Source organism: Hydrocarboniphaga sp., from assembly GCF_965279055.1.
Lineage (GTDB): Bacteria > Pseudomonadota > Gammaproteobacteria > Nevskiales > Nevskiaceae > Hydrocarboniphaga.
In genome coordinates this window covers 117,511-132,211 of the sequence record NZ_OZ257125.1, presented here as the reverse complement: position 1 = coordinate 132,211, position 14,701 = coordinate 117,511, and the positions used below count along the sequence as shown (strand labels likewise).

The 14,701-nt window shown below is 66.7% G+C and carries 14 protein-coding genes; 4 read left to right on the top strand and 10 right to left on the bottom strand.

What is annotated here, in order from left to right:
- Positions 1 to 189 precede the first annotated feature (189 nt).
- Positions 190 to 1,680, bottom strand: a complete 1,491-nt coding sequence (locus tag ACQZF9_RS00655; RefSeq protein WP_428311351.1) for a helicase HerA-like domain-containing protein — start codon at positions 1,678 to 1,680, stop codon at positions 190 to 192.
- 240 nt (positions 1,681 to 1,920) lie between these two features.
- On the opposite strand from ACQZF9_RS00655, the gene ACQZF9_RS00650 reads away from it, so the two are divergent.
- Positions 1,921 to 3,888, top strand: a complete 1,968-nt coding sequence (locus tag ACQZF9_RS00650; protein WP_428311350.1) for an ATP-binding protein — start codon at positions 1,921 to 1,923, stop codon at positions 3,886 to 3,888.
- Positions 3,889 to 3,918: 30 nt separating this feature from the next.
- Here the strand turns inward: ACQZF9_RS00650 and ACQZF9_RS00645 are convergent, their stop codons facing one another.
- Positions 3,919 to 4,932 (bottom strand): YhdH/YhfP family quinone oxidoreductase, encoded by a 1,014-nt coding sequence (locus ACQZF9_RS00645; protein WP_428311349.1) that lies wholly within the window; start codon positions 4,930 to 4,932, stop codon positions 3,919 to 3,921.
- Positions 4,933 to 5,060: 128 nt separating this feature from the next.
- Here ACQZF9_RS00645 and pdxH point away from each other — a divergent pair, with 128 nt between their 5' ends.
- Complete coding sequence (gene pdxH / locus ACQZF9_RS00640; protein ID WP_428311348.1) at positions 5,061 to 5,693, top strand: pyridoxamine 5'-phosphate oxidase; 633 nt, start codon at positions 5,061 to 5,063, stop codon at positions 5,691 to 5,693.
- 45 nt (positions 5,694 to 5,738) lie between these two features.
- Positions 5,739 to 6,533, top strand: a complete 795-nt coding sequence (locus tag ACQZF9_RS00635; RefSeq protein ID WP_428311347.1) for a M48 family metallopeptidase — start codon at positions 5,739 to 5,741, stop codon at positions 6,531 to 6,533.
- On the opposite strand, the gene ACQZF9_RS00630 is transcribed toward ACQZF9_RS00635, so the two are convergent.
- From ACQZF9_RS00630 to ACQZF9_RS00600, 7 genes are all read right to left on the bottom strand, one after another.
- Positions 6,530 to 7,276, bottom strand: coding sequence for an SDR family NAD(P)-dependent oxidoreductase (locus tag ACQZF9_RS00630; RefSeq protein ID WP_428311346.1), 747 nt, complete (start codon positions 7,274 to 7,276; stop codon positions 6,530 to 6,532). The two genes, ACQZF9_RS00635 and ACQZF9_RS00630, sit on opposite strands and share 4 nt — an antisense overlap.
- 4 nt (positions 7,277 to 7,280) lie before the next feature.
- On the bottom strand, positions 7,281 to 8,294 hold the full coding sequence (locus ACQZF9_RS00625; RefSeq protein WP_428311345.1) for an ABC transporter ATP-binding protein: 1,014 nt from the start codon (positions 8,292 to 8,294) through the stop codon (positions 7,281 to 7,283).
- A 98-nt stretch (positions 8,295 to 8,392) separates the two neighbouring features.
- A complete protein-coding gene (locus ACQZF9_RS00620) occupies positions 8,393 to 8,698 on the bottom strand; it encodes a hypothetical protein (RefSeq protein ID WP_428311344.1) in 306 nt (101 codons plus the stop codon).
- Positions 8,699 to 8,763: 65 nt separating this feature from the next.
- On the bottom strand, positions 8,764 to 9,264 hold the full coding sequence (locus ACQZF9_RS00615) for a Dps family protein (RefSeq protein WP_428311343.1): 501 nt from the start codon (positions 9,262 to 9,264) through the stop codon (positions 8,764 to 8,766).
- A gap of 125 nt (positions 9,265 to 9,389) precedes the next feature.
- Positions 9,390 to 10,364, bottom strand: a complete 975-nt coding sequence (locus tag ACQZF9_RS00610; RefSeq protein WP_428311342.1) for an SDR family oxidoreductase — start codon at positions 10,362 to 10,364, stop codon at positions 9,390 to 9,392.
- Positions 10,365 to 10,379: 15 nt separating this feature from the next.
- Entirely contained in the window at positions 10,380 to 11,231 is an 852-nt protein-coding gene (locus ACQZF9_RS00605; protein ID WP_428311341.1) for a lysophospholipid acyltransferase family protein, read from the bottom strand.
- A 166-nt stretch (positions 11,232 to 11,397) separates the two neighbouring features.
- Positions 11,398 to 11,832, bottom strand: coding sequence for a GFA family protein (locus ACQZF9_RS00600; RefSeq protein ID WP_428311340.1), 435 nt, complete (start codon positions 11,830 to 11,832; stop codon positions 11,398 to 11,400).
- A 128-nt stretch (positions 11,833 to 11,960) separates the two neighbouring features.
- Between ACQZF9_RS00600 and ACQZF9_RS00595 the strand changes: the two genes are divergently transcribed.
- Complete coding sequence (locus ACQZF9_RS00595) at positions 11,961 to 12,953, top strand: AraC family transcriptional regulator (RefSeq protein ID WP_428311339.1); 993 nt, start codon at positions 11,961 to 11,963, stop codon at positions 12,951 to 12,953.
- Here the strand turns inward: ACQZF9_RS00595 and ACQZF9_RS00590 are convergent.
- Positions 12,950 to 14,701, bottom strand: a complete 1,752-nt coding sequence (locus ACQZF9_RS00590; protein WP_428311338.1) for an ABCB family ABC transporter ATP-binding protein/permease — start codon at positions 14,699 to 14,701, stop codon at positions 12,950 to 12,952. The genes ACQZF9_RS00595 and ACQZF9_RS00590 overlap by 4 nt on opposite strands.

Below are 14,701 nucleotides of genomic sequence, written 5' to 3'. Positions count from 1 at the left end.
AAGTGCTTGTCGCGGCTGGCAATCTGGCTGCATGGAGGCAAGGCGATGCCGTCCTTGCGACTGTCCGAACGCCGATATCGGACACCGTCGGACACCTGCGATGCGTCCGCCCTGTAGGAGCGGATCCCATCCGCGACTCAGGCTTCGACGGCGCAGTCGCGGATAGGATCCGCTCCTACAGCTCCAGCTCTAGCGTTTCAGCGAGCCGAGCAAACCACGCAGCAGCGTGCGCCCGATCTCGCGGCCGAGCGTGCCGCTGAGACCGCGCACCGCGCTCTTGATCGCGGCGTCGGCGACGCTGTCGCCGCGACGCGCGGCAGGAGCGCGCGGTTTCGAGGTCGGCTTGCCCCAGGCATCTTCGACATCCTGCTTCCAGCCGGCATCGGGACTCGCCGCCGCGGGCTTTTCGGCCCGCTGCGCCAGCAACTCGTAGGCCGACTCCCGATCCACCGCCTGCTCGTAGCGCCCACGCAGCGGGCTCGCCGCGATCAGCGCCGCGCGCGTCGCCTCGTCGAGCGCGCCGATGCCGGAGCGCGGCGGGCGGATCATCGTGCGCTCGACGATGCCGGGCACGCCGCCTTCGCCCAGCGTCGACACCAGCGCCTCGCCGACGCCGAGCTGGGTGATGGCCTCGGACACGTCGAAGGCCGGATTCGCGCGAAATGTTTCGGCCGCGGCGCGCACCGCTTTCTGGTCGCGCGGCGTGAAAGCGCGCAGCGCGTGCTGCACGCGATTGCCGAGCTGGCCCAGCACCGAGTCCGGCAGATCCAGCGGATTCTGCGTGACGAAGTAGATGCCGACGCCCTTGGAGCGGATCAGCCGGATCACCTGCTCGACCTTGTCGACCAGCGCCGGGCTCGAGTCCTTGAACAGCAGGTGCGCCTCGTCGATGAACACCACCAGCTTGGGTTTATCCGCATCGCCGGCCTCGGGCAGATGCTCGTAGAGTTCGCCGAGCAGCCACAGCATCACCGCCGCGTACAGACGAGGTTGCAGGAACAGCTGGTCGGCGGCGAGCAGGTGCACCAGGCCGCGGCCCTGCGCATCGACGCGCAGCAGATCGTGCAGGTCCAGCGCGGGTTCGCCGAAGAACGTGCCGGCGTCGCCGCCGTCCAGGCCCAGCAGCGCGCGCTGGATCGCGGCGACCGAGGCGCTGCTGACCAGGCCGTAGTCGGCGCCGAGCGCCTTGGCGTTGGCCGCGACATGCGTGAGCAGCGCGCGCAGGTCCTTCATGTCCAGCAACAGCAGGCCCTGGTCGTCGGCGTAGCGGAACACCAGTTGCAGCACCGAGGCCTGTACCTCGGAGAGTTCCAGCAGCCGCGACAGCAGCAGCGGGCCGAGGTCGGATACGGTCGCGCGCAGCGGATGGCCGCGGCGGCCGAACACGTCCCAGAACAGCGTCGGGCAGGCCTGCTGCGTCCAGCCGTCCATGCCGGCGCGCGCGGCGCGTGCCTGGATTTTTTCGCTGTCGACGCCGGCACGCGCGATTCCCGACAGATCGCCCTTGATGTCGACCGCGAGCACCGGCACGCCCAGCGCCGAGAAACCCTCGGCCAGCACCTGCAGGCTCAGGGTCTTGCCGGTGCCGGTGGCGCCGGCGATCAGGCCATGACGGTTGGCGTAGCGCGGGTCCAGCGCTTGCACGCTGGCGCCCTTGCCGATCAGCAGGGGAATGTTCATCGGCGCATGTTGATGCCTGCAGCCGGGCCGGACAAGCCGCCGGCCGCGGTTTTGCAGACAAAAAGCTCCGTCGGTCGGCGGGCGATAACCATCGCTCAGGCCGGAGCGACGGCATTCTTACTGTAGGAGTGATCCTACGGGCATACTTCATCAATACGAATGATCGTGTCAGCATCGGGAGCTTGGGAAACCCTCGCTGATCAACTGGTCGCCGCCCTGGAAGGCCCTGGTCATGTTTCCGTGAAGCTCAAGTACTACTTCGCCGTCGCGGTCATCGCCACCAGTGCCCTGGTCGCCGCGGTGATACTCGGCTGGGTCGAAGGCAACGTGTCGACGCTGGCCACGGTGTCGGTGCCCTTGTTCCTGATCGGTGCGGCAGCGGCCTGGTTCCTCGACGCGCTGGACCGTCGATTGTCGGAGCTGTCGAAAACCGCGCATGCGATGGCCGCACCGGCCAACGCGCAGGCCGCAGGCCTGGCGCGCACCGACGATTCGGTGACCGTGATCGCGCGCTCGCTGGACAGCGTGCAGCAGCGCATGAGCGAGTTGCAGACGCGCTTCGAGCAGCAGCGCGCGATTGCCGAACACGCGCCCGACGCGATGTGGGTGCTGCACGTCGAATCCGGCTGCATCGCCGACGTCAACCAGAGCTTTGTCGATCTGTGCGGCCTGCCGCGCGAGCAGATCATCGGCGTCACGCCGCGTGTGTTCGGGCCGCGGCTGCAGGACGACGGCACGCCGTCGACCAATTTCCTGCGCGGCCTGATCGAGCACGCGCTGGCCGGCGAAAGAGTCATCGCCAACTGCACGCTGCTGACCAGCAGCGGCGAGCGCATGCCCTGCGAAGTGCGCGCGGCCAAGCTGCCTTCGCTGCCGGGCCGCACGCTGGTCGGCGGCACCCTGATCGATATCAGCGACCGGCTGCAGGCCGAGCGCGCGGTCAGCGACCGGCTGGCGTTCGAGGCACTGATCTCGAAGCTGTCGACCGAGATGATCAATTACAACTCGATGCAGATCGACGAGGGCATCGACCGCGCGCTGGCCCAGATCGGGCAGCTGATGCAGGCCGACCGCTGCTACGTTTTCACCTATGACGACAGCGATCGGCTGCTGGCGATTTCGCACGAATGGAGCGCGCCCGGCGTGCTGTCGTTCCGCGAACACGGCAGCAGCGCGTCGCCGGCGGATTTTCCGTGGACGCAGTCGCTACTGCAGCGCGGCGAGATCGTCAACGTCGCGCACATGTCCGACCTGCCGCCGCAGGCCGAGAAGGAGCGCAATGCCTGGGCGCTGGCACAGGTGCGCTCGGTGGTGATGGTGCCGCTGCGGCCGCGGCCGAGCGTGCCCGGCCTGGTCGGCTTCGAATGGATCCGGCACGAACGCGCCTGGCCGCCCGAGCTGGTGTTCCTGCTGACCGTGTTCGGCGAAATGATCAGCAATCTGCTGGCGCGCCAGGTGGTGGAGCGCGAACTGGCGCGCCAGCGCGAGACACTGGAGAGGAGCATCGGCGAACTCACCCGCAGCAACTCCGAGCTGCAGCGTTTTGCCTACGCTGCCTCGCACGACCTGCAGGAGCCGCTGCGGGCGATCTCCGGTTTCTCCGAGCTGCTGGCGCGGCGCTACAAGGGCCGCCTCGACGCCACCGCCGACGAGTACCTGGACTTTGTCCGCGACGCCGCCGGGCGCATGCGCGGCATGATCACCAACCTGCTCGACTACTCGCGCATCGACGCCAGCCCGCGGCCCTTCAGCGTCTGCGACTTGAACGAAGTGATGAGCCTGGCGCTGGCCAACCTGCACGCCTCGATCGAGGAGCTTGAAGCGCGCATCGACTGCGAGCGTCTGCCGCAGGTGCTGGGCGATCCTTCGCAGCTGCTGCAGCTGCTGCAGAACCTGATCAGCAACGCGATCAAGTTCCACAGCGAGGCACCGCCGCACGTGCGCATCGAGTCCCGGCAGCACGGCGGCGAATGGCGCATCAGCGTGCGTGACAACGGCATCGGCCTGCGCGAGGAAGACAGCGAGCGCATCTTCGAAGTGTTCAAGCGCCTGCACTCCGCCGACCGCTATCCGGGCAGCGGTATCGGCCTGTCGGTATGCAAGCGCATCATCGAACGCCATCGCGGCCGCATCTGGGCGCAGCCGAACGAAGCCGGTGGCGGTGCGACCCTGTGGTTCACGCTGCCGGTGATGTCCGCGGCGGTCTAGGTCGGCAAGGCATCTGCCGGCTCAGGATCCTTAGCCTCCCGCCAGCTTCACCACCGTGCGCCCGCGCGTCTCCGCGGCGATCATCGTCGCGCACGCCGCCGGCACTTCATCCAGCGTGATCGTGCGCGTCGCGATCAGGCCGTCGAGTTGCGAAGGCTTCCAGTCGCCGGCGAGCTTGTCCCACAAATCCAGCCGCCATTGGCGCGGCATTTCCACCGAGTGGATGCCGAGCAGCGACACGCCGCGCAGGATGAAGGGCATCACCGTCGCCTGCAGATCAGCGCTCGCCGCCAGGCCGACGCTGCCGACATTGCCCCAGGGCTTGGTGGTGCGCGTCAGCCAGGCGAGCATGTCGCCGCCCAGGTTGTCGACCGCGCCGCCCCACAACACCGACTCCAGCGGCTTGGTCCCGAGCGTCAGCTCCTGGCGGCCGATCACCTCGTCGGCGCCGAGCTGCTTCAGATAATCCTCGGCGCTGGCCTTTTTGCCGGTGATCGCGGCGACGGTGAAGCCGGCGCGCTTGAACAGCGTGATCGCGACCGCGCCGACACCGCCGGTGGGGCCGGTGATCGCGATCGTGCCGTTTTCCGGCCGCTGGTGATTTTCGAGCATGCGGCGCAGCGCGATCGCCGCGGTGAAGCCGGCGGTGCCCAGTGCCATCGCCTCGAACAGGCTCAGGCCCGCCGGCAGCGGCACCACGGCGGACGCCGGAATGCGCACGTATTCGGCCAGACCGCCATCGAGCAACTCGCCCATGTTGCAGCCGGTGACCAGCACCTTGTCGCCGGCTTTGAACGCGGCATCGCCGCTGGATTCGACGACGCCGGAGCAGTCGATACCGGCAACACGCGGCAGCTGGCGCATGATCCGGCCCTTGCCGGTCACCGCCAGCGCGTCCTTGTAGTTCAGGCAGGAATACGCGACCCGGATCACCACCTCGCCCGGCGTCAGATCGTCGATGCTCAGGGTTTCGAAGCGCGACTCGGTGCGCTTGTCCACGCCGTGCACGCGCAAGGCCTGGAACTGACTCGGACTGCTGCTCATGTGGTCTCCGGTTGTAGGGTTTTATCGAGCTCGTATACGGATTCTGCCATGCGCGCATCGCGGACCGGACCACGGTCACGGGACGTTTCAGTACACTGCCAGCCCAACGTCAACCGTCTCGCCGCACCATGTCGCAGACACCGAAGCAATACACCCTGAACCCGCCGCTGGACGAGGCCGACCTGCTGGCCGAGCCGATCGATCAGTTGCGGCTGTGGATCGACGCCGCGCGCGAAGCCGGCATGATCGAACCCACTGCGATGACGCTGGCCACGGTCGGCGACGACGGCCAGCCTTCGGCGCGCATTGTGTTGTGCAAAGGCTTCCATGATGGCGGCGTCTGCTTCTACACCAACTACGAAGGCCGCAAGGGCCGCGAACTCGACGCGCATCCGCAGGCCGCCCTGGTGTTCTGGTGGGACAAGCTGGAGCGCCAGGTGCGGCTCGAAGGCCGCGTCGAAAGGCTCAGCCGCGAAGCCTCGCTGGCCTATTTCCGCGAGCGCCCGAGAGCATCGCAGATCGGCGCGTATACCTCGCGGCAGTCGGCGGTCGTGGCGACACGCGGCGAACTCGACGCGCGCATGCAAGCCAATGAACAGGCTTTCGCCGGTGGCGATGTTCCGCTGCCGGAATTCTGGGGCGGCTACGTGCTGCGGCCGCAGGCAGTCGAGTTCTGGCAGGGCCGGCGCGACCGCCTGCACGACAGGCTGTGCTATGTGCGCAGCGCGGCGAGCTGGCGCGTCGAACGCCTCGAGCCCTGAGTTTTCTGCATCACTTTTTTTGGCGCATTGGGGAATATCAGAATGATGTCGAAGTCGCGAATCCTGTTGCCGCTGCTCGGCGCCGCCGTGCTCGTCGCCTGCGCCACGTCGCCGCTGGGCCGCAGCCAGCTCAAGCTGGTGTCGGATTCCGAAGTCAGCCAGATGGGCATCAACTCGTTCACCGAGCTGAAGCAGAAAACCCCGGCAACCAAGGACACCAAGGAGGCCGCCTACGTGCAGTGCGTGGCCGGCGCGATCACCCGCGTGATTCCGCAGATGAAGTGGGACGTGAGCATCCCGACCAGCTGGGAGGTGGTGACCTTCGAGAGCAAGGACGTCAACGCGTTTGCGCTGCCCGGCGGCAAGATCGGCGTCTACACCGGCCTGCTCGACGTCGCCACCACGCCGGACCAGCTCGCCGCGGTGATCGGCCACGAAGTCACGCACGTGCTCGCCGGCCATTCGGCCGAGCGCGTGTCGTCGGACGCGGTCGGCAGCCTCGGCACCGCGGTGGCCTCGGCGTTTACCGGCATCGACGCCAGCACCTTGAGCGTTGCCACCAAGACGCTGTTCCTGCTGCCGTACTCGCGCGCGCATGAAAGCGAGGCCGACCTGCTGGGCATGGACCTGATGGCCAAAGCCGGCTTCGATCCGAGCCAGTCGATCGTGCTGTGGCAGAACATGTCGGCCAAGGCCGGTGGCCAGGCGCCGCCGCAGCTGATGTCGACGCATCCGTCGAACAGCACGCGCATCCATGACCTGAGCGCGCGCCTGCCGCAGGACGCCGCGGTGTATCAGCAGGCCAGGGCTGCCGGCCTGCGGCCGAGCTGCTCGCGCTAGCGTCGGCGTCGCAGCCGCGCTGCGATCACGCGCGTCGGCAGCACGCGAATCACCAGGCCGGCGAGCGCATCGCGCCAGCCCGGCGTCACCGTCGCGCGATTCAGCCGCACCGCTCGCAGGCTGCGTTTCACCAGGGTTTCCGGCGACGTGCTCGCTGACAGGCCCAGCCATCGCGCCGGCGCCGGACAGATCGCGACGACGCGCAGGCCCTGCGGCCGCAGCTCGGCGCGCAGCGCCTGCGTGAACGACAGCACGAAGGCCGCGACGCCGCCGGCGACGCTGGCATAGGGCCGTGGCTGCGAACCACCCGCAGCGGCGACATTGATGATGGTGCCGGAGCGCTGCGCGACCATCGCCGGCGCCAGCACCTGGCACAGATCGACCATCGCCGCGCATTGCAGGGTGATCTGCGCCTGCGCCGTTTGCGGCGCCTGCTCGATGAAGTCGCCGACATGATCGGCGCTGGCGGCGTTGACCAGCACGTCGACCTTCATTCCCAGCGCCATCACCTGCTCGGCGACGCCTTCACCGGAATCCGGCGCGCTCAGGTCGGCGACGATGATCTCGATACGCCCGCCCTGGTTCTTGCGCAGCTGTTTCACCAGATCACGCAGCGCGGCTTCCGAGCGCCCGACCAGGATCAGATCCTGGCGGTGATGCGCCTGCGCGTATTCCCGCGCGAAAGCCAGGCCGATGCCGCGCGTGGCACCGGTGATCAGCGCGACGCGTCTGGCCGCTTCCATCGCCTCAGGCCGGCGCCGCCATGCCGACGAAATGACAGGCCGCGTAACCGCCATGCGCGACGCGGCGCAAGGTCGGCATCGAGCGGTTGCAGGTCTGGTCGGCCATCGGGCAACGCGTGACGAATACGCAGCCCGGCGGCGGGCTCAGCGGGTTGGGCACCTCGCCTTCCAGCGCCGGCTGCACGTATTCCAGCGGCAAGGTCAGATCTTCCGGCGGCATCGCCGCGAGCAAGGCGCGCGTATACGGATGCACCGCCTGGCCAAACAGGACCTCGCGCGGCGCCTGCTCCATGATGCGGCCGAAGTACATCACCAGCACGCGCTGCGACAGATGCCGCACCACGGCCAGGTCATGCGCGATGAAGATCATCGCCAGGCCGTATTCGGCCTGGCAGTCGGCGAGCAGGTTGATGATCTGCGCCTGCACCGACACATCCAGCGCCGACACCGGCTCGTCGCAGATCAGCACGCGCGGCTTGACGATCAGCGCGCGCGCGATGCCGACGCGCTGGCACTGGCCGCCGGACAGCTCGTGCGGATAGCGGTCCGCATGTTCGGCGCCGAGGCCGACACGCTCGAGCATCGCCAGCATGCGCGCGGTACGCTCGGTCTTGCCCAGTTCCGGGAACATCGTCTTCAGCGGCTCTTCGACGATGCGGCCGATGCGATGACGCGGGTTCAGGCTGGACTGCGGGTCCTGGAACACCAGCTGTATTTCGCGGCGCAGCGGCCGCCAGGCTTTCTTGTCCAGCCGCGACAGATCGACGGTATGGCCATTGGCGGTGGTGTATTCGATCGCGCCCGAGGTGACGCCCTGCAATCCGGCGAGCGCGCGCGCGACACTGGACTTGCCGCTGCCGGATTCACCGACGATGCCGAGCGTCTCGCCGGCATGCAGGTTGAAGTCGACGCCGTCGACCGCCCGCGCCACGCCACCACGCCGCCACGGCAGCCAGCTGCGCAACGGGTAATGGATTTTGAGACGACGGATCGCGAGCAGCGGGGAGGACGGGTTCACCGCGCCATTTTAAGGGCAGGAGCGTGACTGCGCGCCGTTCGGGGGGGCGGCCCGGCAAAAAACTTTCGTGAACGGGAATTAATCTGCGGCCGACCGCGCTACCGCACGGTGGCCGACGGAACCGTCCGGCGCAGCGCGTCGCCCATCGTCATCGCGCCGGTGGCGTCGAGTTCTTCGCGCGTGACCACCTGGCCCGCGGCGTTCACGCAATGGCTCTTGCTCGGCAATCGCGAGCCGGTCTGCAGGCAGGGCCGCGGCCTGTCGCCGTCGAGCTTGAGCTGCTCCGGGCTTTGCGCGGCCGGGTCGGCAGAAGGCGCGGCGGCAGCGGCCGGAGGTTGCGCCGCCTGGACAGCAACACTGCTGAGCAACAGCAGGGCGGCGGCAGCGAGTCGGTCGATCTTCATGATGTTCACCTGTTCCAAACACATAGGATCAGACCGGCTGCCGCCGAGGAAGTGCCCGGGCGCGCTTATTCCAGCAGGCTGCGCAGCATCCAGGCGGTCTTCTCGTGCAGCTGCATGCGCTGCGTCAGCAGGTCGGCGGTCGGCTCGTCGCTGACTTCCTCGGCGGCCGGGAACAGGCTGCGCGCGGTGCGAGTCACGGTTTCGTGGTCGGCGACCAGGTTGCGCACCATGGTCATCGCTTCCGGATGCGTGCGGTCTTCCTTCACCGCGGCCAGTTCGGCGTATTCGCTGTACGAACCCGGCGCGTTGAAGCCCAGCGCGCGAATGCGCTCGGCGACCAGATCCACGGCCAGCGCGGCCTCGGTGTACTGGCCCTCGAACATCAGGTGCAGCGTGTTGAACATCGGCCCGGTCACGTTCCAGTGATAGTTGTGGGTCTTCAGATAGAGCGTGTACTCGTCGGCGAGCAGCCGCGACAGGCCTTCGGCGATCGCCTGGCGGTTGTCCTTGGGAATGCCGATATCGACTTTCGGCGCCTTGCTCGCGGGACGGTCCTTCTTGCTCATCTGATAGCTCCTTATGAGGTGATCGATTGAAACGATGTGCGCCAGCTTACGGAAGCGCGGGCGATTACCGAAGTGAAACTTTCATAACAAGTTGATTGGCCTTGCCTATGGGTCGCGGCCCGCGATCAGGCGCCGCCGGCGGGCAGTTTCTGCCGGCGGTAGTAGCTGAAGATGTCATTCAGGCTGCGCCGCGGCTGCCAGCCGAAGGTGTCGCGGAAATGCTTGCCGTCGATGACCACCGGGTACTTGAAGAAATCGACCATGTAGCCGGGGAAGAACGCATTCCAGTTGAGCAGCTTGCTGATCGTGCGCGGCACCGCCGGCGGCACCGACGGAATCGGCAGGCGCTTGCAGCCGCATTGCTCGGCCGCGTCCTGGTAGGCGATCCAGTCTTCCGGCGCGACGTTGTAGATGCCCGGCTTGTTCTGCTCGAACGCGAGCTTGATCGCATCGGCGACGTCGTCGACGTGCACGAACTGCATCAGCGGCGAAAAGCCGATCAGCACCGGCACCACCGCCCGCGCCAGCAGGATCGACATGGTGTTGCGCACGCCGGGGCCGAGCACCGTGCACGGCCTCAGGATGGTGATGTTGAGTTCCGGGTGCTTCCACAAAAAGATGTTGGCCAGGGACTCCAGCTCGACCGAATCGACCAGCTCCTGCGTGATTTCGGCGGCTTTCAAGGGCTGGTCCTCGTCGAGCAGCGCCGGGTTGTAGGCCGAGGCGCCGTACACCAGGTGCGTGGAGTAGACGATCATCTGGCCGACCTCGTAGCGCTTGGCCAGCTCCAGCAGCTTCTTCATGCCGAGCACGTTGGAGTTGTAGCGCCGGTGGCGGTCGGATTCGTGGGCGAAGATGCGGCCGATATGGATGATCGCGTCGATCTTATGGTTGCGGAACACGTCCTCGAAATCGCGTTTGTGAGTCTCGACTTTGTAGGACGGAATGCCGCCGTCGACCTCCACCTTGTGGCGGAAGTCGACCGCGATGACCTTGTATTGCGGGTACAGCCGCGCGATCACGCGCTTGGCCAGCGAGCCGGCGGCGCCGGTGACCAGCACGGTTTTCGCGGTCGCAGCGGGTTTCTTGCGGGCAGCCATCGAGCGGGGTGACTCCTAGAAGATGGTGGTGCGCTGCTTCAGGCCGACATCGATCAGCCCGCGGATCGCGTCCTTGACCTCGTCGACATGTTGCTGCACTTCGGATTCGCGGGTGACGCAGCCAGTGAAGTGCAGGGGCTTGCCGAAGTTCAGGTACACCCGCGCCGGCAACGGCAGCAGCGGACCTACCGGGAAGTACGGAATGCCGAGCAGCTTCGCCAGCGGCCAGAAATTCAGCAGCGACGGCATGGTTTCTTCGCAGCCGACCACGCCGACCGGAATGATCGGGACGTTCTGCGTCACCGCCATGTGCATGAACCCATGGCCGAAGCGCTGCAGTTCGTAGCGCTTCTGGTAGGGCTTGCCGGAACCGCGTACGCCTTCGGGGAATACGATCAGCAGTTCTTCGGACTCCAGCATCTTGTGCGCGTTCAGCGGATCGCCGATCACCGAACCCCAGGCGCTGAAGGTATTGCCCAGCCACGGCACGGTCGGGAAGAAGCGCTCGATCATCGAGCGCGGCACACGCGGCCCGTTGTCGTTGGTCGCCACCGCGACCGAGATCATCATGCCGTCCATTGGCAACTGGCCGGAGTGATTGGCGATCAGCAGCACACGCCCCTGCGCCGGCACGTTCTCCAGGCCGGTGGAGGTGACGCGGAAATAATGGTCGTACAACAGCTTGGCCAGGCCCAGGCCGACCTTGGCCTGATTCTCGTTGTAGCCCCAGGGGTCGTAGCCGAAACTGCCGACCGGCTTGGGCATGCGCGCCATGTAGGCTTCGATTTCGGGCGTGACCACGCGGCTCAGCAGGGCTTCCTTGAAGCCGTCCGGTGTCAGCAGTTTCAGCGATTCACGCAGGTTCATTGGCGACTTTTCTAGCGTCTCCTCCGACGCCCGCCGAAGTTAAGTCATATTGCCGCGCAGGAGAAGGGCAACGCCGCTGCTCCGCGCGTTCAGCCAACAGACGGACGCCCCGGTCTACGCGCGCGCCTAGCACCGCCACGCGCGCCGCCATGCTAAACCGGCGCGACTATTCCGCGACGAGTACGCCCGAGCCGCCCATCTCGGCCGGTAGATCCTTCATTTTCGGCAGGCCGTCCTTCATCCGAAGCCGGCTTTCCTGGTAATGGACGTGGACGCCGGCTTCGAACGGAAAGCCGGGAATCGTCGCCGCGTAAACGTCGGTAAGGCCCATGCCGGGATGTTCGGTAAACAGATGTCCGCCGCAGTTCTTGCACCATTTGCGGTAGCTGTTCGGCGTCAGGTTGTAAGTGCCGATGTGCTCGACGCCGCGTGTGACCCTCACTGCGGCGGGATTCCACAGCGTGAAAGCATTGACCGGCCCTGCCGACCAGCTGCGGCAGGACCCGCAATGGCAATAGCCCATGCCGGCCGGATCGCCACTCACGCTCAATTGAACCGCGCCGCAGAAGCAGCGGCCCTCGTAGGTCTTCTGCTCGCTCATGAAGAAACTCCCTGTTTTTTGGCTTACACCTGAAGCATTGCAGCGCGAAGCACTGCGGGCGTTGTTAGTATCCCGGGCGTCCGGCCCGTCGTCCTTGCCGAAACCCCGCGGTTTTTGACCGAAACGCCATGGATGCTCTCTCCGACCTACTCAAGTCCGTGCGCCTCGAAGGAGCGGTGTATCTCAACGCGGAGTTCACCGCGCCATGGTGCATACGCGGCGAGTGCAGCGTGACCAGCGTGCGCCGAAAGCTCGCCCATGCCGAGCAGCTGGTGTTCTTCCACATGCTGACCGCCGGTCGCTGCAAAGTCCGGCTGACCGGCGGCGTCGACGTGCTGGACGCCGTCGCCGGTGACCTGATCCTGATCACGCGGGACGAGCCGCATCTGCTCGGCAGCCATCTGCATCTGGCGCCGACCGAAGTCGACAGCATGGCCGAAGTCGAGATCACCGCGAGCGGCGATTTGGTCCATCTGCGGCACGGCGGCGGCGGCGAGGCGACGCGCTTCGTCTGCGGCTACCTGGCCTGCAGCCGCAGCGTCTGCCGGCCCCTGTTCGACGCGCTGCCGCGGGTGCTGCGCATCCCGATCGGCGACGGTCCGGCGACCTCGCTGCTGCGCGAGCTGCTGCGCGTCGGCGTTCGCGAATCGTCGATGTCGGCGCCCGGCGCCGATTCGATGCTCGCCAAGCTCTCCGAGCTGATCTTCGTCGAGGCCATGCGCCGCCACGTCGAGCAACTGCCGCAAGGCGCCAAGGGTTGGCTGGCCGGCGTGCGCGACCCGCAAGTCGGTACCGCGCTCGCGCTGCTGCACCGGGAACCCGGTCGCGGCTGGACCGTGGACGAGCTAGCACACGAAGTGGCGCTGTCGCGTTCCGCACTGGCCGAACGCTTCAATGCGTTGGTCGGCGAGCCGCCCATGCAATACCTGACGCGCTGGCGCCTGGCGCTCGCGGCGCAGCAGCTGCGTGCTGGCCGTGCCGCGATTTCGCGTATCGCCGAACACAGCGGCTACGAGTCGGAAACCGCTTTCAGTCGCGCTTTCAAGCGCGAGTTCGGCGTACCGCCGGCCGCCTGGCGCAAATCGAATCCGCAGACGCCCGACGCAGCGCGGCCTGCCTAGGTCATCGCCGCTTCGGCTGCCGGCCGTTCGCGCTGTTGCAGCCGCCACAAGCCGGCATACGCGCCGCTGGCCGCGAGCAGGTCCTGATGACGGCCCTGTTCGATCACCCGGCCCTGGTCGAGCACGACGATCTGGTCGGCATGCACGATCGTCGACAGCCGGTGGGCGATCACCAGGGTCGTGCGACGCGCGGCGACTTCTTCTATCGCATGCAGGATCGCGCGCTCGGACACCGAATCCAGCGACGAGGTCGCCTCGTCGAAAATCAGGATCGCCGGATTTTTCAGCAGCGCGCGCGCGATCGCGACGCGCTGCTTCTCGCCGCCGGACAACTTCAGCCCGCGCTCGCCGACCGGCGTGTCGTAGCCCTGCGGCAGCTGCGCGATGAAGCTTTCCAGATGCGCCAGCCGCACCGCTTCCTCGACCTCGGCGCGGCTCGCATCCGGACGGCCGTATTGCAGGTTGTAGAACAGCGTGTCGTTGAACAGCACCGTGTCCTGCGGCACCACCGCGATGGCCGCGCGCAGGCTGGCCTGAGTGAATTCGCGCAGGTCGTGGCCGTCAATCGTGATGCGGCCGCTATCCGGATCGTAGAAACGGAACAGCAGACGCGCCAGCGTGCTTTTGCCGGCGCCGCTGGCGCCGACCACGGCAACGGTCCTGCCGGCCGGAATCTCGAAGCTGACGCCTTTGAGAATGTTGCGATCGGTGTTGTAACCGAAGCGCACATCCTCGAAGCGCAGCGTTGGCGAACCGACCACCAAAGTCTTCGCATCGGCCGCGTCCTGCACTTTCGGGGTCACGTCCATCAGCGCGAACATGCGGTTCATGTCGGTCAGCGCGCGGCGGATTTCGCGGTAGACGAAGCCGAGGAAGTTCAGCGGAATGAACAGCTGGATCACGTAGGCATTGATCGCGACGAAATCGCCCAGGCTCATGCCGCCGCTGGATACGCGCTGCGCGGCCAGCACCATCATCAGCGTCAGGCTGCCGGCGACGATCAGCGACTGGCCGACGTTGAGCAGGCCCAGCGACATCCGGTTCTGCTGCTGCGCGGTTTCCCACTCGGCGAGGAAGCGATCGTATTCCGCGGCCTCGTGCGCCTCGTTGCCGAAGTACTTGACCGTCTCGTAGTTCAGCAGCGAGTCCACCGCGCGCGTATTGGCGCGCGAATCGAGCTGGTTGGCCATGCGGATGAAATGCGTGCGCCATTCGGTGACCACGACCGAAAACGCGATATAGATCGTTACCGACACCGCGGTGATGATCGCGAACAACGGCCCATAGGCCCACAGCAGGATGCCGGCGACCAGCACCAGTTCGAAGATGGTCGGCAGGATGTTGAACAGCATGAAGCGCAGCAGGAAGCTGATGCCGGCGACGCCGCGCTCGATGTCGCGCGACAGCCCGCCGGTGCGGCGACTCAGGTGGAAATCCAGGTCCAGCCCGTGCAGATGGCGGAACACCTGCAGCGCGCCGCGGCGCACCGCGCGCTCGGCGACGCGGCCGAACACCACGTCGCGCAACTCGCCCATCAGCACGTTGACGAAGCGCAGGCTCCCGTAAGCGAGCAGCAGCGACAGCGGCACCGCGATGATCGCGTGATGGCGCGTGTCGAGGCTGTCGACCATGTGCTTGAGCACCAGCGGCAGCGTCACGCCGGACAGCTTGGCGATCACCAGGCAGGCCATCGCTAGCGCGATGCGGCCCGGATAGTCCTTCAGGTGCGGCAGCAGTGCCGGCAGCAT